At 72.1% G+C, this 18,640-nt stretch carries 18 protein-coding genes; 13 read left to right on the top strand and 5 right to left on the bottom strand.

The annotated features are described in order from the left end of the window. Nucleotides 1-219: 219 nt before the first annotated feature. A complete protein-coding gene (locus tag ACF1AG_RS08345) occupies nt 220-1,506 on the bottom strand; it encodes a helix-turn-helix domain-containing protein (protein WP_359599397.1) in 1,287 nt (428 codons plus the stop codon). Nucleotides 1,507-1,773: 267 nt separating this feature from the next. Between ACF1AG_RS08345 and ACF1AG_RS08340 the strand changes: the two genes are divergently transcribed. Together ACF1AG_RS08340 and ACF1AG_RS08335 are read left to right on the top strand one after the other, a co-directional pair. Then, nucleotides 1,774-3,417: a DUF3556 domain-containing protein gene (locus ACF1AG_RS08340; protein WP_391809509.1), complete on the top strand. Its 1,644-nt coding sequence runs from the start codon at nt 1,774-1,776 to the stop codon at nt 3,415-3,417. Then, entirely contained in the window at nt 3,351-4,634 is a 1,284-nt protein-coding gene (locus tag ACF1AG_RS08335) for a PP2C family protein-serine/threonine phosphatase (protein ID WP_391809533.1), read from the top strand. The genes ACF1AG_RS08340 and ACF1AG_RS08335 overlap by 67 nt, the downstream gene beginning before the upstream one ends. A 196-nt stretch (nt 4,635-4,830) precedes the next feature. On the opposite strand, the gene ACF1AG_RS08330 is transcribed toward ACF1AG_RS08335, so the two are convergent. After that, nucleotides 4,831-5,214, bottom strand: coding sequence for an ALF repeat-containing protein (locus ACF1AG_RS08330; protein ID WP_391809508.1), 384 nt, complete (start codon nt 5,212-5,214; stop codon nt 4,831-4,833). A 758-nt stretch (nt 5,215-5,972) separates the two neighbouring features. Here ACF1AG_RS08330 and ACF1AG_RS08325 point away from each other — a divergent pair. Both ACF1AG_RS08325 and ACF1AG_RS08320 read left to right on the top strand, forming a co-directional pair. After that, on the top strand, nt 5,973-6,701 hold the full coding sequence (locus ACF1AG_RS08325) for a glycoside hydrolase family 11 protein (protein WP_359599385.1): 729 nt from the start codon (nt 5,973-5,975) through the stop codon (nt 6,699-6,701). Nucleotides 6,702-6,789: 88 nt separating this feature from the next. Then, nucleotides 6,790-7,908: a substrate-binding domain-containing protein gene (locus ACF1AG_RS08320; protein WP_391809507.1), complete on the top strand. Its 1,119-nt coding sequence runs from the start codon at nt 6,790-6,792 to the stop codon at nt 7,906-7,908. Here ACF1AG_RS08320 and ACF1AG_RS08315 read toward each other — a convergent pair. After that, nucleotides 7,865-8,350: a MarR family winged helix-turn-helix transcriptional regulator gene (locus ACF1AG_RS08315; protein ID WP_387795642.1), complete on the bottom strand. Its 486-nt coding sequence runs from the start codon at nt 8,348-8,350 to the stop codon at nt 7,865-7,867. The two genes, ACF1AG_RS08320 and ACF1AG_RS08315, sit on opposite strands and share 44 nt — an antisense overlap. 285 nt (nt 8,351-8,635) lie before the next feature. On the opposite strand from ACF1AG_RS08315, the gene urtA reads away from it, so the two are divergent. The 5 genes from urtA (at nt 8,636) to urtE (ending at nt 13,462) form a co-directional block, all read left to right on the top strand. Then, complete coding sequence (urtA, locus tag ACF1AG_RS08310) at nt 8,636-9,889, top strand: urea ABC transporter substrate-binding protein (protein WP_359746074.1); 1,254 nt, start codon at nt 8,636-8,638, stop codon at nt 9,887-9,889. 87 nt (nt 9,890-9,976) lie between these two features. Beyond that, nucleotides 9,977-10,861 carry an urea ABC transporter permease subunit UrtB gene (gene urtB / locus ACF1AG_RS08305; protein WP_391809506.1) on the top strand — a complete coding sequence of 295 codons (885 nt, stop codon included), beginning with the start codon at nt 9,977-9,979 and terminating at the stop codon, nt 10,859-10,861. After that, nucleotides 10,858-11,994 carry an urea ABC transporter permease subunit UrtC gene (gene urtC, locus ACF1AG_RS08300; protein WP_391809505.1) on the top strand — a complete coding sequence of 379 codons (1,137 nt, stop codon included), beginning with the start codon at nt 10,858-10,860 and terminating at the stop codon, nt 11,992-11,994. Before urtB ends, urtC begins: the two co-directional genes overlap by 4 nt. Further along, nucleotides 11,991-12,764: an urea ABC transporter ATP-binding protein UrtD gene (urtD, locus tag ACF1AG_RS08295; RefSeq protein WP_359599376.1), complete on the top strand. Its 774-nt coding sequence runs from the start codon at nt 11,991-11,993 to the stop codon at nt 12,762-12,764. Before urtC ends, urtD begins: the two co-directional genes overlap by 4 nt. Nucleotides 12,765-12,769: 5 nt before the next feature. After that, nucleotides 12,770-13,462 (top strand): urea ABC transporter ATP-binding subunit UrtE, encoded by a 693-nt coding sequence (gene urtE, locus ACF1AG_RS08290; RefSeq protein ID WP_391809504.1) that lies wholly within the window; start codon nt 12,770-12,772, stop codon nt 13,460-13,462. Nucleotides 13,463-13,466: 4 nt separating this feature from the next. On the opposite strand, the gene ACF1AG_RS08285 is transcribed toward urtE, so the two are convergent. Continuing rightward, a complete protein-coding gene (locus ACF1AG_RS08285; protein ID WP_359599373.1) occupies nt 13,467-13,985 on the bottom strand; it encodes a TspO/MBR family protein in 519 nt (172 codons plus the stop codon). Nucleotides 13,986-14,075: 90 nt separating this feature from the next. Next, nucleotides 14,076-15,452 (bottom strand): cryptochrome/photolyase family protein, encoded by a 1,377-nt coding sequence (locus ACF1AG_RS08280; RefSeq protein WP_391809503.1) that lies wholly within the window; start codon nt 15,450-15,452, stop codon nt 14,076-14,078. Nucleotides 15,453-15,588: 136 nt separating this feature from the next. On the opposite strand from ACF1AG_RS08280, the gene ACF1AG_RS08275 reads away from it, so the two are divergent. The 4 genes from ACF1AG_RS08275 (at nt 15,589) to ACF1AG_RS08260 (ending at nt 18,597) form a co-directional block, all read left to right on the top strand. Then, entirely contained in the window at nt 15,589-16,389 is an 801-nt protein-coding gene (locus ACF1AG_RS08275; RefSeq protein WP_391809502.1) for an SDR family NAD(P)-dependent oxidoreductase, read from the top strand. Nucleotides 16,390-16,480: 91 nt separating this feature from the next. Then, nucleotides 16,481-16,675: a hypothetical protein gene (locus ACF1AG_RS08270; RefSeq protein ID WP_006133547.1), complete on the top strand. Its 195-nt coding sequence runs from the start codon at nt 16,481-16,483 to the stop codon at nt 16,673-16,675. A 255-nt stretch (nt 16,676-16,930) separates the two neighbouring features. Beyond that, nucleotides 16,931-17,770, top strand: coding sequence for a GNAT family N-acetyltransferase (locus ACF1AG_RS08265; protein WP_359599367.1), 840 nt, complete (start codon nt 16,931-16,933; stop codon nt 17,768-17,770). A gap of 23 nt (nt 17,771-17,793) precedes the next feature. After that, nucleotides 17,794-18,597, top strand: coding sequence for a GNAT family N-acetyltransferase (locus tag ACF1AG_RS08260; RefSeq protein ID WP_391809501.1), 804 nt, complete (start codon nt 17,794-17,796; stop codon nt 18,595-18,597). Nucleotides 18,598-18,640: the final 43 nt, after the last annotated feature.

Genomic DNA, 18,640 nt, shown 5'->3' with positions numbered 1-18,640 from the left:
ATGGACGTCGCGACGATCGCCCCGGAAGAGCCGGGAGCCTCGCGAAGCACGCCCGTGCTGGTGATCCGCGCAGTGCTCACGGCGTCGCCTCTGCCCCGGCGAGAGGCCCAGAATCGCCCGTGCGGACGAAGAAGTCCTCGGCCGGACACACCAAAAAGAGCGGCTCGCTCCGTGGTCGTGGACCAATCCGTTCTCATCCGTGCGGGGATCCGGTGGGGATCACGGAGATCGGGGGAGCACGGCAGGTCCGAGCCAGCGGCACGCGGCGAGCGCGAGCTCGAGGTCGAACCGGTCCTCGTCGAGCGGCCGCCCCCGCAGCCGCACCGCTTTGTCCACCCGGTACTTGACCGTGTTCTTGTGAAGGTGAACCTTCGCGGCGGTTGCGACGAAGCTCTGGTTCTCCTGGAGGAAGACGGTGAGTGTCTCACGCAGCCGCTCGACACCTTCGTCGTCCTGCGCCAGCCCCCCGAGCATCGATGTGACGAGGTCTCGGGCGGTGGTGAGGTCGCCTGCGAGGATCGCGGCCGCCCGGAGGCCGGGGGCGGTGAACGAGGTGATCCGGTGGGCCCGATCAGCTCCGGCGACGGCGACCTGGTGAGCTTGCAATGCCTGACGATGTGTCGCACGGAAGCCCGCCGGTCCCGTCCCGACCGCGCCGATCGCCGCCTTCACCTCGTCCCCTGCCCCACCGAGGCATCGGGCCAAGCGGTCGAGGTCGATGCTCGCCCCTGCGGGCAGCGGCACCCAGCCCCAGCCGAGCGAGCGGTCCTGCGGGACGAACAGCGGCGATGCCTCCGAACCAATTTCCTGGGCCATCTCGCCGGTCAGTTGCCCAAGACGCGCCAGCGGTCCCGTCGAGGCCATACGTTCGTCCGACCAGAGGACGAGTCCGAGGTGTTCCTGGCGGAGCCGATAGCCGAGTACCTGCTCCGCCGCGGCCACGTCCACCTCCTCTCCGGCGAGGAGCGCGCTCAGCGTGGCCGTGCGGATCGTGCTGCGATTGGCCAGCCACCGCTCCCGCTCGGTCTCGTACTCCGCGACGACCTGCTCGGAAACCCGGTCGATGTAGGCGAAGGCGGCGTCCTGGAGCATCTGCAACGCGGCGAAGGAGATCCTGCCGTCCGGCTCGACGACGGCCAGCTCCCCGGCCACCCACTCAAGGGCGCGCCGGTGACCGAGGCGGTACGCCCGCAGCAGGGCGTTCGAGGAGATCTCGCGCTGCGCTAGGCGTCGCGCGTACTCGACGGCCGGCCAGGGTGCCTCCACCGTGTCGACCGGGACTCCGTACCGCGCGATGTGGAAGAACGTCTTCACGTTGCTCTCCACACTCGCGTGGAGGAGGTCGAGCATCAGCTGGTCCCCCCGAAGCTCCGAGATCGACCCGGCGAGCTCGGTCTGCAGCAGGCGTGCCACCTCGTCGAGCTGCGCGCTCGAGGCCGCGGCGATGTCGGCGACGCGGGCGGCCGCACGGCGGGCGATCTCCTCGCGGTCCGCCCAGGGATCCATGGTCGACCCTCCCTCCGGTGTTGGTCCCCGGGCACAGGTGTGTGGTGGGCACTCGGGCCGTCACTGCCGGAACGGTGGCCAGGAGCGGGAGGCACGGAGACCAATCCCCACCCGCTCTTTCGGTTCGCGCGCACAGTGTCCCAGGTCTCCCCGTCTTCCTAAAGTCCGTGCGTCCGGATCGCGTGACGCGACCTCGGAAGCCGACGGCGTGCCATCCCTGGCGGGTGGTCACCGATGCGCCCGGACCACCACGATGAGGAGCACCCATTGGGATTCATCAGACCGTCTCCGCAGCCGGTCGAGCCGACGGTCTTCCTGAGGCTTCCCCTGCGCGAACGCGTTCGCATCCTCAGCACCCACTGGGTCGACGACGGCTTCGGCACACCGCGCGTGCTGCACATCGTGTACATCGTCAAGATGCTCGGCCTCTACTTCGGCGTCGGCATCTGGATCGCGTCGGCGACGTCCGGGATCGAGTTCACCGACATCGGCAGCTGGTACCACAACATCGTCGTGTACCAGAAGCTCGCCGTGTGGCTGATGCTGCTGGAGGTGATCGGACTCGGCGGTGCGTTCGGCCCCTTGTGCGGCCACTTCCGCCCGATGATCGGCAACATCCGGTACTGGATCCGACCCGGCACCATCCGCATGGCGCCCTGGGGCAGCCGCGTGCCGCTGACCGGCGGCGACGAGCGCACCTGGTTCGATGTGGCGCTCTTCGTCGGCGTGCTCGCCGGCCTCGTCTACCCGCTGGCCGCGTCGGCCGAGCCCGTGCCGAGCGCGTTCCTTCCGGCGGGCACCGGCACGCAGGAGCTCATCGCGCCGCACTGCTTCCTCCCGGTGCTCGTCCTCATGCCCCTGATGGGTCTGCGTGACAAGGTCGTCTTCCTGGCCGGCCGGTCCGAGCAGTACCTGCCGATCATGCTGTTCTCCGCGCTGATGGGGAGCATCGGCAGCACCGCGGACTTCATCGACCTCGTCGTGGTGTTCAAGATCGTGATCTGCGTCGTGTGGATCGGGGCCGGCGTGTCCAAGTTCGGTGCCCACTTCGAGAACGTCGTGCCGCCCATGGTCTCCAACAGCCCGGCCATGCCAGGACGAGCCCTCAAACGTCTGCACTACCGGGACGCCCCGGACGATCTGCGCCCCTCCCGCGTCGCCTGGTTCATGGCGCACGCCGGCGGCACCACCGTCGAGATCGTCGTCCCCGTCACCCTGCTGCTCACGACGAGCGCGCCGGTGGCCCTGATCGGCGCGCTCTGCATGCTGGCCTTCCACATCCTCATCACCTCGACCTTCCCGCTCGCCGTCCCATTGGAGTGGAACGTCTTCTTCGGGTTCATCACGATCGTCCTGTGGGTCGGGTTCGATCCCGGCACGTACAGCGTCTGGAACTTCTCGCAGCCACTCCTGCTCGTCCCGGTCCTCGCGCTGCTGATGTTCGGGCCTGTCCTGGGCAACCTGCGTCCCGACCTCGTCTCCTTCCTGCCCTCCATGCGCCAGTACGCCGGGAACTGGGCCTCGTCCGTGTGGGCGATGAAGCCCGGCGTGGAGGAGCGGCTCAACGAGCTGCCCGGGGTGGAGAACCAGATCGACCAACTGCAGCGCATGATTCCGACTCCGTACGAGCGTGACGACGCCGAGATGACGTTGCAGAAGGCACTCGCCTGGCGCTCGATGCACAGCCAGGGGCGCGGCCTGTTCTCGCTCCTGTACGCGCACCTCGCCGACATCGAGACACGCACCGTCCGCGAGGGGGAGTTCGTGTGCAACACCATCCTCGGGTTCAACTTCGGCGACGGCCACATGCATGACGCCCGCCTCGTCGCGGCCGTGCAGAAGCGCTGCAGGCCCGGCGGACCGCCGACGCCCGGGAGAAGGCGGCCCGCGACGACCTCTCCTACCTGCTGACCGTCAGCACCGCGCTGGCGGGACCGCTCGACGAGGGGCAGACGCTGCGGCGCCTGGCCGAACTGGCCGTCCCGGCGCTGGCCCCGCTCGCCGCGGTGCACGTGGTGGAGGCCGGACGGGTGCGCCGGGTGGCGTCCGCCGCCACGAGCGGACGCGCCCGGGAACTGCTCGCCTCCCACAGCGCCGTCCGCGAGACCGAGGACGACGCCGTCGCGCGGGTCCTGGCCACCGGCCTCACCGAAGTGGCCCGACGCACCCCGGCCGGCCCCGGACCGTGGGAGGAGCTGGGCGTGACCGCGTACCTGTGCGTGCCGCTCATGGACCGCGAGCGGCCGTTCGGCGTGCTGAGCCTCTACGGCACGGACGACACGGCGCTCGACGGCCACCGGATCGCGCTGGCGGAGGAGGTGGCCCGCCGCGCCGCCTCGGCCGCGCACAACGCGCGCCAGTACACGCAGCGCGCCGCCCTCGCCCGCGACCTCCAGACGGGCCTGCTGCTGCCGGACCTGCCCGAGGTCCCCGGCGCGCAGGTGGCGGCCTTCTACCACCCGGCGGGCCAGGGGCTCGACATCGGCGGCGACTTCTACGACGTGTTCCCCCGCGGGGACGGCAGCTGGTCCTTCGTCCTGGGGGACGTCTGCGGGCGCGGCGCCAGGGCCGCCACCACGACGGCCCTGGTCCGGCACACCGCCCGTGCGGTCGCCCCGCTCCTCGACGACCCGGTCGCCGTCGTCGAGGCCGTCGACAGGGCCCTGAACGACCGCATCTCCCAGCAGAACAACGGCTTCGTGACCCTCGTGCACGGTCATCTCACGCCGGTCGAGGACGGCCTCGCCGTCGAGCTCGTCCGGGCGGGCCACACCCTGCCCCTCCTGCTGGACGCCGGTCACACGGTGACCCCGGTCGAGGCCCACGGCGGCCTGATCGGCATCGGCATCCCGCCGCGGCTCGAAGCCGTCCGCTTCACGCTGCGTCCCACGGAGAGCCTCGTGCTGTACACCGACGGCATCACCGAGTGCCGGGCCGCGGGCACGGAACAGTACGGGGACGCACGCCTGCTCAAGGCCCTGGCCTCGACCCCGGCCCACCCGACCGCCACGGACATCGTGCGGAGGCTGACGGAGGACATCCGGGCGTTCACGAACGGGCGGACGGTCGACGACGACCAGGCGGCGCTGGTGGTGACGGCGGGGGAGCCGTCGCCACGCGGGCGATGAGGCCGGGGCACCTCCCGGGCCCGGTCCGCTCCCCGGTCGGGTTCCCTCACGCCGGATCCGGTGCCGCCCGGCCGTCCGACGCGCACGGTCATCGCCCGGCGAACTGCTCGGCCTGATCCCCTGAGGCAGCAGGACAGCACGCGGCCCCGCCGGGACGCAGCCCGGCGGGGCCTGGTGTGCGGCGTGGTGACGGCCGTTACCGCACCGCGTAGCCGAAGTACTCGCCGTGGGCGGGGAGTCCGCCCTGGCCCGGCTGGTAGGCGGCGACGGCCGCGTTCCCGCCGGTCAGCGCCTCCCCGATCCCGGTCCGCGTCGCCCTGCCCGCGCTGACGAGGGCTTGGGTGAGGGTGAACCGGTTGTCCTCGGCCACGGCGGCCGGCAGCCGCTCGCCGAGAAACGTGGCCACCTCGTCCGCGTTGCCCACGAGCGCCGCCACCGCGGCCGTGCGCACCGAGCGGCCGCCCGTCCGGTACGCCCGCACGACCTTGGCGCGGTCGGTGTCGGGCAGCCTGGCGCCGCCGTCGGCCGGCACCGTATCCGCCGCGTACGCGGGGCCGGATCCGAACACTCCCAGGGGCACCGCGGTCCCTGCCGCGATCCCGCCCAGAATGGCCAATGACTGCCGTCTGCTGAACATCTCCCGTGCGCCTGGCGTCGGGACCCCCTTCTCGGCTCCGAGGGGACATCCCGCCGCCCCCCCGCGGTTCAAGGACCCCGTGGAAACCGGATCTTGACGGCCCGTCCAACACCAGAAAACGGGTGGAAGCAGGGTCAACCCACAGTTGGACCGAGTGATGCGCGTCACGGTGAGAAACGGTTGTAGCGCTCTCGGTAACGAAGGGTGTCAGTCCTCGAATTGGCTGGAACCCGATGACTGACGCCTTGCGGCGCCTCGGCGCGCGGCGTGACGAGGACGTGCCGCTGGCCGGTTTTCGCGGATGGCGGTGCGGACTTCGTTATCTCGGGACGACGGGCCGGCCCTCGGGGTACGGGGGCGGGTCCGGGATCTCGCCCGGGTTCGACGAAACTTTCGAATGGCCCGCAGCTGCTTGCGTGCTGATCGCTCGACGGTGCCTGCATCGGTAGGAACGTATACAGCTGCCATGCCGTCTGACCTGCACATATGACGCACTGGAACTCGGAAGCATGACGAGGAAGTTTCCGAAAGATTGCCGAAACTGTTGACACGCTCATGTCGCTCTACGAACACTGTGGCCACCGCACGACGGCCAACCCCCGTGCCCCAGACGCTACTTGGGTTTCACGGTGGTCGGCCCTGCAAGGCAGCGGGTGGCAGCAGCCGCCCGGCCCCCCCACCAGCCTTCATCGGGAGGACGCATGAACCAGGACGGCAAGCGGTACGAGTCCGAGCAGAACCCGCCCCCCTTCAGCGGCCTGAGCCGACGGGGCTTCCTCGTCGGCACCGGCGCGGGCGCCGCCGCGGCCGTCGCCGGGTCCGGGCTGCTGCTGCCCGGCACCGCGCATGCCGCCACCACCATCACCACCAACCAGACCGGGTACGACGGCATGTACTACTCGTTCTGGACCGACGGCGGCGGCTCCGTCTCCATGACGCTCAACGGCGGCGGCAGCTACAGCACCCAGTGGACCAACTGCGGCAACTTCGTGGCCGGCAAGGGCTGGGGCAACGGCGGACGCCGGACGGTCCGCTACAACGGCTACTTCAACCCGTCGGGCAACGGCTACGGCTGCCTCTACGGCTGGACCTCCAACCCGCTCGTCGAGTACTACATCGTCGACAACTGGGGCAGCTACCGGCCCACGGGCGAGTTCCGGGGCACCGTCTACAGCGACGGCGGCACGTACGACATCTACAAGACGACCCGGTACAACGCCCCCTCCGTCGAGGGCACCCGCACCTTCGACCAGTACTGGAGCGTCCGGCAGCAGAAGGTGACCAGCGGCTCGGGCACCATCACCACCGGCAACCACTTCGACGCCTGGGCGCGCGCCGGGATGAACCTCGGTGAGTTCCGGTACTACATGATCATGGCGACCGAGGGCTTCCAGAGCAGCGGCAGCTCCAACATCACCGTCTCCGGCTGACCCCGGACACCACGCCCTCCCCGGCCGGCGGTCTCACCCTGCGAACCGCCGGTTGGGGAGCTCCACCTCGGCCGCCATCATGTGGGCCATGCACAGGCCGCCGCCCCGTCTCCACGCCCCCGAGTGGTTCACGGCCGACGGGTCCGTCCTGAACGTCGCCCTCGTGTATCCGATGCGGGGGCCGGCGGGCATCTTCGGACCCACCTGCGAGTCCTGCGCACGACTCGCCGCCGAGGAGGTCAACCGGGCCGGCGGCGTGCTCGGCAGGGAGTTGCGGCTGCTGGAGGTCGACGGCGGCGCCGATCCCCGGCAGGTCGCCGACGAGGTCGAGGCCCTCGTCGCCACCGGCGCCGTGCACGGGGTCACCGGCTGGCACATCTCCTCCGTACGGCAGGCCGTCGCCCCGCGCGTCGCGCACCGGGTGCCGTACGTCTACACCGCCCTGTACGAGGGCGGCGAGCGCACCGACGGCGTCTACCTCGCCGGCGAGACGCCCTCCTGGCAGCTGCTCCCCGCGATGCGGCTGCTCGCCGAGGAGCGGGGCGTGCGCCGTTGGTTCGTCGTCGGCAACGACTACGTGTGGCCCAGGCGCACCGCCCGCGCCGCCCGGCGCTACGCCCGCGAAAGCCGGGGGCGCGTCTGCGGCGAGGCGTATCTCCCGCTCGGCACCGACGAGTTCGCCGGACTGCTGCGGCGCATCGAGCACGCCGACGCCGACGGGGTGATCGTCCTCCTCGTGGGCAGTGACGCCGTCCGCTTCAACCGAGCGTTCGCCGCCTCCGGACTGGACCGGCGCTGTCTGCGGCTGTCCACGCTCATGGACGAGAACATGCTCCTCGCCAGCGGCCCCGAGGCCACCGTCGACCTCTTCAGCACGGCCGGGTACTTCGCCTCCCTCGCCGACCCCGACACCCTCGACTTCCACGGACGGTACGCCGCCCGCTTCGGCGTCGACGCGCCCGTGCCCGGCAGCCTCGGCGAGTTCTGCTACGAGGGCGTGCTGCTGCTCGCCGCGCTCGTCGAACGGGCCCGCACCCTCGACGTGTCCGCCATCGGCGCGGCCGCCGGCGACGTCCGCTACGAAGGGCCGCGCGGGCTGCTCGGCCTCGACGGACGGCATGTGCGCCAGCGCATCTATCTCGCGCAGGCGGACGGACTGGACTTCACCGTCCTCGCCCAGCTGCGCGCCCCGCACCAGCTCCTGTGACCCCCGCCGGAGCCTCCTCCCACGCGTCGCCGAGCCGGGCCAGCAGGGCCCGCAGCGCGTCCTCGTCCTCCGCAGCCAGGGGCTCCGCGGCAGCCCACTGCGCCCGCACCGCCCGCGACACCTGCTGCCAGCGCTCCAGGCCCCGCGGGGTGAGCTGCGCCAGGACCCGGCGCCGGTCCGCGGGGTCGGCGCGGCGGAACACCAGGTTGTCGTCGACGAGCTGGTCGACGAGCTTCGTCAGCGTCGGCGCCGGCAGGAACGCGTGGTCGGCGACGGCGGTCATGTTGTGCCCCGCGCCGTCGGAGAGCAGGTCGAGCACCCGCCACGCCTCCACGGAACATCCGAACTCGTCGAGCGCGGACCGGATCCGCTCCACCGAGAGGCGCTCGGCCCGCGTCAGCAGATGAAGCAGTTCCTCGGGCCGCCGGGGCCGCCTCGCCATCGCACTCCTCAGCATGCGTCCGGGGGTACGTCCCCGCCCTGGGGACACGTCGAGCGTACCTGCCAACCGCACCCGCATTACAGGGCATTGACGCGAACTGATCCTTTCCCGTGGAAGCGATAAAGGGGCGGGCAAAGGCCGTTGGATACGGTCCGTCAATTGCGTGGAAACGCCGGGGAAACAGTTCCGCCCCAGGCTGTGGACGCACTTCGGCGACCGGCCCGGAGGGCCCACCCACTCCGTCCCTACTTTCCTCAACAGCCCTTCGGGGCAAGGAGGTTCCGCATGCCCGGCCTCAGCATCAGCAGGCGCGGCCTGCTGACCGGTCTTTCCGTTCTCGGCACCTCCGCCGCTCTCGGCGCGTGCGGCGCCAAGACCGGAAGCGACACGGCCTCCGCTTCCGGCGCGAAAGCCGACACCTCCGGCGACACCGTGAAAGTGGGCCTGTTGAATTCGCTGTCCGGCACCATGGCCATCAGCGAGGTGACCGTGCACAACGCCCTTCTCCTCGCCGTCAAGGAGATCAACGCCGCCGGCGGAGTCCTCGGCAAGAAACTGAAGCCGGTCAGCCAGGACGGCGCCTCCGACTGGCCCACCTTCGCCGAGAAGGCGCAGACCCTGATCACCGAGGACAAGGTGGTCGCCACCTTCGGCTGCTGGACGTCCGCCAGCCGCAAGGCCGTCAAGCCGGTCTTCGAGCGCAACAAGTCGCTGCTGTTCTACCCGGTGCAGTACGAGGGCCTGGAGCAGTCCCCGTACATCTTCTACGTCGGCGCCACCACCAACCAGCAGATCGTCCCCGCGCTCGACTACCTCAAGAAGCAAGGGCTCACCCGGCTCTACCTGGTCGGCAGCGACTACGTCTTCCCGCGCACCGCCAACAAGGAGATCCGGGCGTACGCGAAGGCCAACGGCATGGAGGTGGTCGGCGAGGACTACGCGCCGCTCGGCTCCACCGAGTTCAGCACCATCGTGAACAAGGTGAAGGGCGCCGGCGCGGACGCCGTGTTCAACACCCTCAACGGTGACAGCAACGTGGCCTTCTTCAAGGAGTACAAGTCCGCCGGGCTCACCGCGAAGAGCCTGCCGGTGCTGTCGGTGTCGATCGCCGAGGAGGAGGTCAAGTCCATCGGCACCCAGTACCTGGAGGGCCAGCTCACCGCCTGGAACTACTACCAGACCACCCCCGGCGCGGCGAACGCCGAGTTCGTGAAGGCGTACCAGGCGGCCTACGGCAAGGACAAGCCGACGTCGGACCCGATGGAGGCCGCCTACACCTCCGTGCACCTGTGGGCGGCGATGGTCGAGAAGGCCGGCTCCTTCGACGTGGACGACGTGAAGGCCGCCGCCGACGGCATCACCTTCGACGCCCCCGAGGGCAAGGTCACCGTCGACGGCGCCACCCAGCACGTCCACAAGACGGCGCGCATCGGCAAGGTCGGCGCGGACGGCCTGATCACCGAGGTGTGGAACTCGGGCGCTCCGATCAAGCCGGACCCGTACCTGAAGGGCTACGACTGGGCCTCCGGCCTCTCCTGAGACCGCCCCCCAAGGCGCCGCCCCGGCCTCCCGCAGGCCGGGGCCGCCCCGCGCCCGCACCCTCCGTCCCCGATCCGGAGCCGCCTCATGACGGTCGTCCTCAACCAGTCCTTCACCGGCATCAGCATCGGTGCCGTGCTGCTGCTCATCGCCCTCGGACTCACCCTCACCTTCGGGCAGATGGGCGTCATCAACATGGCGCACGGCGAGTTCATCATGGCCGGCGCCTACACCACCTACGTGCTCCAGCAGGCGGTCAGCAGCGCGGGCGTCTCCCTGCTCGTCGCCCTGCCGCTCGCCTTCCTCGTCGCCGGAGCGATGGGCGCCCTCCTGGAGTCGCTGCTCATCCGGCGCCTCTACACCCGCCCGCTGGACACCCTGCTGGTCACCTGGGGCGTCTCCCTGATGCTCCAGCAGCTCGCCCGGGACGTCTTCGGCGCCCCCAACGTGCAGACCACCGCCCCCGGCCTGCTCACCGGACACATCACCGTGGGCGGTGTCACCCTCGCCGACAGCCGGCTGTTCATCCTCGGCCTCGCCCTGCTGTGCGTCCTCGCCCTCACGCTGATCCTGCGGCTCACCCCGCTCGGGCGGCGCATCCGGGCCGTCGTGCAGAACCGCGACCTGGCCGAGGTGTCCGGCATCGCCACCGGGCGCGTCGACCGCACCACCTTCTTCATCGGCTCAGGGCTCGCGGGCGTGGCCGGCGTCGCGCTCACCCTGGTCGGCCCGATCGGGCCGACGATGGGCACCAACTACATCGTCGACGCCTTCCTCGTCGTGGTCGTCGGCGGCATCGCCCAGCTCAAGGGCGCCGTCATCACGGCCTTCGCGCTCGGCGTGCTCCAGTCGGTGCTGGAGTACTCCACCACCGTCAGCGTCGCCAAGGTCGTCGTGCTCGTCGCGATCGTCGTCTTCCTCCAGTGGCGACCCCAGGGCCTGTACACACTGCGCACCCGGAGCCTCGCATGACCACAACGACACCCCCGGCCGGGAAGACGGCCACGAAGCCACCGGTCACCGAACCTCCCGCGCCGCTCCTGGAACGCTTCCGCGTCCCCGGCGCCTTCCTCCTCGGCGCCCTGCTCCTGCTCGGGATCGCCCCGCTCGTCCTCTCCGACTTCCGGCTCAACCTGCTGGCCAAGTACCTGTGTTACGCCATCGTCGCCGTCGGCGTCAGCCTCGCCTGGGGCCGCGGCGGACTGCTGGTCCTCGGCCAGGGCGTCTTCTTCGGGCTCGGCGGTTACGCCATGGCGATGCACCTCAAGCTCGCCGACGCCGCCGTCACCGGTGAGACCCTTCCCGACTTCATGCAGCTGTACGGCACCGGCGACGCGCTGCCGTGGTGGTGGCAGCCGTTCGCGAACCCGGTCTTCGCCCTCGCCATGACCGTGCTGCTGCCGATGGCGGTGGCCGCGCTGCTCGGCTTCTTCGTGTTCCGCCGCCGGGTCAAGGGCGCGTACTTCGCGATCCTCAGCCAGGCACTGGCCGCCGCGTTCGCCATCTGGCTCGTCGGCCAGCAGGCCACCACGGGCGGCACCAACGGCCTCACCGACATCCAGGGCTTCTTCGGCTACGACCTGGGCGACCCGGTCAACCAGCGGACGGTGTACGTGATCGTCGCGGCCGTGCTCCTGCTGCTGATGGCCGCCGCGCGGCAGCTGTTCGTCAGCCGATACGGCGAACTCCTCGTGGCTGTACGGGACTCGGAGGAACGCGTGCGCTTCCTCGGCTACAACCCCGCCAACGTGAAGCTGGTGGCCTACGTCGTCGCGGCCGGCATGGCGGGCCTGGCCGGCGCGCTCTTCGTGCCCGCCGTCGGGATCATCTCCCCGGCGCTGATCGGCATCGTGCCGTCCATCGGCTTCGTCATCGGCGCGGCCGTCGGCGGGCGGGCCAGTCTGCCGGGCGCGGTCGTCGGCGCGATCACCGTCGCCTGGACCCAGTCCACGCTGTCGGACGCCTACCCCGCCGCGTGGACGTACGTCCAGGGGCTGCTGTTCGTGGTGGCGGTCGGCTTCCTTCCCGGCGGACTCGCCTCCCTGGTGACCGTACTGCGGCGGAGACGGCGTACCCACAACCCCGCGACGGAAGGAGCGGCATGAGCGGCGAGGCACTGACCGTACGGGGCCTGCGGGTGACGTTCGACGGGTTCACGGCCGTCGACGGCGTCGACCTGGACATCCTCCCCGGCGACCTGCGCTTCCTCATCGGACCCAACGGCGCCGGCAAGACCACCCTCGTCGACGCGGTCACCGGTCTCGTCAGGGCGAGCGGGTCGGTCCGCTTCGGCGGTGAGGAACTGCTGGGGCGGCCCGTGCACCGCATCGCGCGCCTCGGGATCGGCCGCACCTTCCAGACCGCGACGGTCTTCGAGGAGCTGACCGTCCTCCAGAACCTCGACATCGCGGCCGGGGCCGGGCGCGGCCCGCTGACCATGCTGCGACGCCGCAAAGGCGTCCCCGAGGAGGTGACCCGCGCGCTGGAGACCACCGGCCTCACCGCCCTGCGGGACCGCCCGGCGGGCGTGCTCGCGCACGGCCAGAAGCAGTGGCTGGAGATCGGCATGCTGCTGGTGAAGGACGTACGGCTGCTGCTGCTCGACGAGCCCGTCGCCGGCATGAGCCACGACGAACGCGAGGCCACCGGGCGGCTGCTGCAGCGGATCGGCGGGGACCGCACGGTCGTCGTCATCGAGCACGACATGGACTTCATGAGGTCCTTCGCGCGCAGCGTCAGCGTCCTGCACGCCGGCAAGGTGCTGAGCGAGGGCTCGGTCACCGAGGTGCAGGCCGACGCCCGCGTCCAGGAGGTCTACCTGGGCCGCGCCTCCGAGCCGGAGCCCACCGCCGTACCCGTCGCCGAGGAGGCGTGACGCCCATGCTGCAGATCCAGTCCGTGCGGGCCGGGTACGACCGCACCACCGTGCTGCACGGTGTGACCGTCGAGGTGCCCGAGGACGGTGTCGCGGCCGTCCTCGGGCACAACGGCGCCGGCAAGAGCACCCTGCTGCGCACGGTGATGGGACTCGTCCCGGCGTCCGCAGGCACGGTCCTGCTGGACGGCGAGGACATCACCCGCCTCGCCCCGCACCGGAGGGTCGCCCGCGGGGTGGCGTACGTGCCGCAGGGACAGCAGTCCTTCCCGCACCTCACCACCGCGGAGAACCTCCGGCTCGTCGCCGACGGCCGCCCGGACGGCAAGGAGGCCGTCGCCGAGGCGCTGGACCTCTTCCCCGTCCTGCGCGAACTGTCCGGACGCCGGGCCGGTCTGCTCTCCGGCGGTCAGCGCCAGCAGCTCGCCATCGCCCGCGCCCTCATCACCCGCCCCCGGCTGCTGCTCCTGGACGAGCCGACCGAGGGCATCCAGCCGTCCGTCGTCGCCGGGATCGAGGAGACGGTTCTCGCCCTGACCCGGCGCGGCGGCCTGTCCGTCCTCCTCGTCGAACAGCACGTCGGTTTCGCCATGCGCGCCGCCCAGCGGTACTACGTCCTGGAGGCCGGACGGGTCACCTCGTCGGGGGACGGAGGAGCGGAGACGGAGGGGACGGTACGGGCGGCGCTCAGCGTGTGACGCGTCAGGTGTTGAGCAGCCAGATGGCCAGGTTGAGGGAGGCGGCGTAGGTCACCCAGGCCGTGTACGGAAGGAGCAGCACGGCGGCGGCCCGGCGCCTGCGCGCGAACGCCACGACGGTGGCGACGAGCGCGAGCCACAGCAGGCAGATCTCCGCGAACGCCCAGCCGTAGGCGTCGGCGGCGAAGAAGAGGGGCGTCCAGGCCAGGTTGAGCGCGAGCTGGACGGACCAGAGGATCATGGCGGGCCTGCGCCCGATCCTCTCGTCGCTGCCGCGCAGGGCGAGCCAGGCGGCGACGGCGATGGTGCCGTAGAGCACGGTCCACACGGGGCCGAAGAGCCAGCCGGGCGGGGCCCAGGAAGGCCGGTCGAGCGCCTGGTAGGTGTCGCCCGAGTCGGCGGCGGCCAGGCTCCCCAGCGCGGCCACCGCGTAGCACACCGCGAGCAGGAGCAGCAGCGTCGGCCATCCCGGGCGGCTGCGGGCGGTCGGCCGGCGGGTCTCCTCGCTCAGCAGGTCGGCCATGGGGTCCTCCGATCGGTCGCCGGGGCTGGGTGCCCCGCTGCGGTGCCTCTACACGGGCGGGCGGCAGGGGAGGGCGGGAAGGCCGCCTCCTCAGTCGCGGCCCCGGGCGTGGCGGAAACGGGTGAGGGCGTCGGCCAGGTCGACGATCGGAGCGGGGTAGGCGAGCGCCCGGCGGCGGTCCTCCGTCAGACGCCACGGCTCGTGGATCCGCCCGGCGTCGACGTCCGCGAGCTCCGGGACCCAGCGGCGCACGTACGCGCCGTCCGGGTCGAAGCGCTTGGCCTGGACCGTGGGGTTGAGGACGCGGTGCGGGCGGGTGTCGGTGCCCGTGCCGGCGGCCCACTGCCAGTTGAGCTGGTTGTTGACGACGTCACCGTCGACCAGCAGGTCCAGGAAGTGCCGGGCGCCGATCCGCCAGTCGACGTACAGGGTCTTGGTCAGGAAGCTCGCGGTCAGCAGGCGCGCCCGGTTGTGCATCCAGCCCTCGTGCCGCAGCTGCCGCATGGCCGCGTCGACGATCGGGTAGCCGGTGCGGCCGTCCCGCCAGGCGGCGATGTCCTCGGCGGCGTCGTCCTCGCCGCGCCAGCGGTCGTCGCGGGTGCGGTAGTCCCGCCAGGACGCCTCGGGGCGCGCCGCCAGCACCTGGTGGTGGAAGTCCCGCCAGCACAGCTGACGCACGAACGCCTCCGCGCCCGGACCTCCCCGCTCGCGTGCCCGGTGGACGGCCTCCGCCGCGGAGAGCGTCCCGAAGTGGAGGTACGGCGACAGCCGCGACGTGGCGTCGCCCGCGAGGTCGTCGTGCCGGTCCTCGTAGGCTGCCATGCCGCCGGAGCGCGACCACCGCGCGAGCCGGTCCCGGCCGGCCGTCTCCCCTCCGGGCGGGAGACCGGGGGAGGTGCCGGACACGTCCGCGCGGCCGGGCAGCGGCTCACCGCGCACCCCGTCGGGGACGCGGACGGCGCGGGGCGCCGCGAGCGGCGTGCGCAGGGTCTCCCGCGACCAGCGGCGGAGGTAGGGGGTGAACACGCCGTAGTGGTCCGAGCCGGACGGGGTCACCGCCCCGGGGGCGAGCGCGGTGATCACCGCCTCGTGCACGCGCAGCGCCACACCGGCGGCGCCGAGCTCCTTGCGCAGCCGCTCCTCACGGCGGTGGGCGTACGCCGTCACGCCCGCCGCCATGTGCACCTCGGCCGCCCCGCACGCGGCGGCCACCGCGCAGACCTCCCGGACGGCCGGCCCCGAGCGGACCACGAGCCGGCCGCCGCGGCGCCGCAGCGAGGCGTCGAGGTCGTGCAGGCAGTCGGCGAGGAAGGCCCGCCGGTTGGGCGCGTCGAAACCGGCCGCGTGGATGCCGGGGTCCCGCACGAACAGCGGCACCACCTCGTCCGCGGACCGCAGCGCCGCGTGCAGCGGGGGGTGGTCGCGCAGACGCAGGTCGGCGGTGAAGAGGACCACGGAGACGGTCACGGTGTCACTCCGGAGGTCGGGCGGCGGGAGGCACACTCGTGCAGCACCGCCGCGAGTAACCGCCGGGGCGGCACGGGAAACGTCGCCGGCTGCGGGCACGGTGCGTGACCCGGGCGGGCGGGGTTACCCGTCCGGCATGACTGAGACACGGCCACTCGCACTGATCACCGGCGCGTCCAGCGGCATCGGCCTCGAGCTCGCCCGGCAGTTCGCTTCGCACGGGTACGACCTCGTCGTGAACGCCGAGGACGAGGAGCTGGAGTCCGCCGCCGAGCGGCTGCGGGAGGCGGGCGGGGAGGTGCGCGCGGTCCGCGCCGACCTGCGGACCGGCGAGGGGCGCTTCCTGCTCCTCGACGCGCTCGACGGCCTGACCGTCGACGTCGCCGTCCTCAACGCCGGGGTCGGCCGGGGCGGCGCCTTCGTCGACACCGACCTCACCGACGACCAGGAGGTCATCGACCTCAACGTCACCGCGACCGTACGGCTGGCGAAGCCGCTGCTGCGGGCGATGGCGGCGCGCGGCGAAGGGCGGCTCGCGTTCACCTCGTCCGTCGCCTCGCAGATGCCCGGCTCCTTCCAGCCGGTCTACAACGCGTCCAAGTCGTTCGTGCAGAGCTTCGCGCAGGCGCTGGCTGAGGAGGTGAAGGACACCGGGGTGACCGTCACGTCCTTCATGCCGGGGCCGACGGAGACCGAGTTCTTCGACCGGGCCGACATGAGTGACGACACCCGCATGGGCTCCATGAAGAAGGACCCGCCGGAGCAGGTGGCCGGGCAGGCGTTCGAGGCGATCGTGAAGGGCGAGAAGAAGGCCGTCACCGGGTCGCTGATGACCAAGGCGCAGGGGCTGGCCGGGAAGGTGCTGCCCGACGGCGTGAAGGCGGCGGCCCACCGGCGCCTGGCCGAGCCGGGGACGGGGGACGGCTCACGGGACTGACCTGATCGACAGCGCGTTTCGTCCCGCGTGCACGAGACACCCGGAGAGCGGCAGGCGCGCATCGAGGCGCAGGCGACGCAAGGAGGAGCCGATGTCGAACCCGCAACAGCCCGAGCTGCGGCGCAGCGACAAGGGCGGGGCCACACCGCAGGACAGCGAGGCCCGGAAGGCGTCCCAGCCCGGCCGGGGCGCCGGTGGCCACGCCCACGGCACCGACCGCGGCAACAAGGGCGGCGGCCGGGGCGGCGGCAAGCCCCCGGAGCAGCAGCCGGACCATCCGGCCTGAGGAGTCGCCGACCGACGGGGGGCGCGCCGTGGGAAACGGGGCGCCCCTCGCGCGTCTGCGTGTGCCGGAGTGCCGGGCGCTGGTTGCCGGGGGGCTGGATAGATTATCTGAGACATCTATCACATGGACGGGGCGCGCATGCCGGAGGCAGGATGAGGCGGTCGCCGCACGCCGTGCACACGCGCACGGCGTGCAGCGCACCCTTCACGGGGGCGACCGCCGCACCCCGGCACCGAACAGCAGGAGAGCGCGACGATGGCCTGGACCGTCACCGGCAGTCCCGGACTGTTCCGGCGGGAGGCCGGCGCCTTCGTCTCCGCGCAGCCCGACCGGCACACGATGCTGCTGACCGCGCTCGACTCGCTCGAACGCGCCCCGCTCGCCGGCGCCGGGACGGCCGCCCGCCTGGGCTGGTGGCGTGAGGCGTCCGACGCCCCCGTGACGGCCGCGTTCGTCGGAACGCCGCACCTCACGGTCGCCACCGCCCTCCCGCCGGACGCCGCGCGCGGCCTGGCCCGGTCGCTCCTCACGGACGCCCAACCGTACGCCGGGCTGATGAGCGACGAGGCGTCCGTGCGCGCCTTCGGGGCGGCCTGGGAGAAGGAGACGGGCGCGGCCCCGGGCGCCGGGCCCCGCCTGCGCCTGCACCGACTGGACCGGCTCGTCCCGCCCGTCGGCGCACCGCCCGGGGTGGCACGGGTGGCGACCGAGGACGACCGCCCCCTCCTGCGCGCCTGGTGCGACCGCTTCGTCGCCGAGGCGGGATCACTCGGCGCGGACCTGGACCGGTTCGTCGACGAGCGGATCGCCGAGGGTGGCTGGCGCGTCTGGTCGGTCGACGGCGAGCCCGTCGCGGTGGCCGCCATGACCACCGTCGTGGCCGCCACCGCCCGCATCACCCCGGTCTACGTGCCGCCCCCGCACCGGGGGCGCGGGTACGGCGCGGCGGTCACCGCCGCCGTGTCCCGCGCCGCGCGCGACGCGGGCGCGGAGCACGTACTGCTGTTCACCGACCTGTCCAACCCGGTGAGCAACCGCCTCTATCTGCGCATCGGTTACCGGCCGGTGGCGGACTACCGCATCGTGACGCCGTAGGCGCCGACGGAAGGACGACGAGCATGACCGACACCGTGCGCACGGACGCAGGACCGGACACCCGGCACGCCGGACTCCTGGACCGGGTGTACGCCAACTTCCGCCAGTACCTCACAGGCTGGGGAGAACAGGTGCGGGCGACGGGCATCACCGACCACTTCCGCAGCGGTCTCGCCCAGCCGCAGTTCAACGGAGTGGTCCGGCTGCGACGGCCGGCGGAGGCGGGGGAAGCGGTCACCGCCGCCGGCGAGGCCCTCGCGGGGGTGCCCTGGTGGTGGTGGGTGGGGCAGGACAGCCCCGTGGGCACGCGGGAGGCGCTCACCCGGCACGGCATGACCGAACTGGGGTCCCTCCCGGTGATGGTGCGTTCCCTCGACCGGCTAGGCCCCGCACCGCGCACACCGGAGGGCGTACGGATCGTCCCGGAGACCGGGCCCGGCCTGCTCGCGGAGGTGGTACGCGTCTACAGCAGGTCGATGGGCGCCGTCCCCGGTATCGAGCCCGACCTGACGCGCATCGAGGCCCGGCGCGCCGACAACGGGGTCATCGACCGGCTGGCCGCGCTCGACGAAGGGCGCGTGATCGGGACCGCCACGGTCATCTCGGCGTACGACGTGGCGGGGATCTTCCTCGTCCATGTCGCCGAGGAGTACCGCCGCCGCGGGATCGGCGCGGCCCTGACCGAGGCGGCCCTGCGCGCCGGGCGCGACCGCGGCATGCGCCACGCGGCCCTCGTCGCCAGTCCCGCGGGCGAACCGCTGTACCGGCGCCTGGAGTTCACCACGGTGTCCGAGTACCACCTGTTCGCGCCGCCCGCCGCCCCCTGACGCCGCCTGTGCGCCAACTCCCGGCATGGAACCGTCGGTTAGG

The sequence above is a fragment of the Streptomyces sp. NPDC014764 genome (genome assembly GCF_043082785.1).
GTDB classification, from domain to species: domain Bacteria; phylum Actinomycetota; class Actinomycetes; order Streptomycetales; family Streptomycetaceae; genus Streptomyces; species Streptomyces althioticus.
This window is presented reverse-complemented; position numbering and strand designations above follow the sequence as displayed.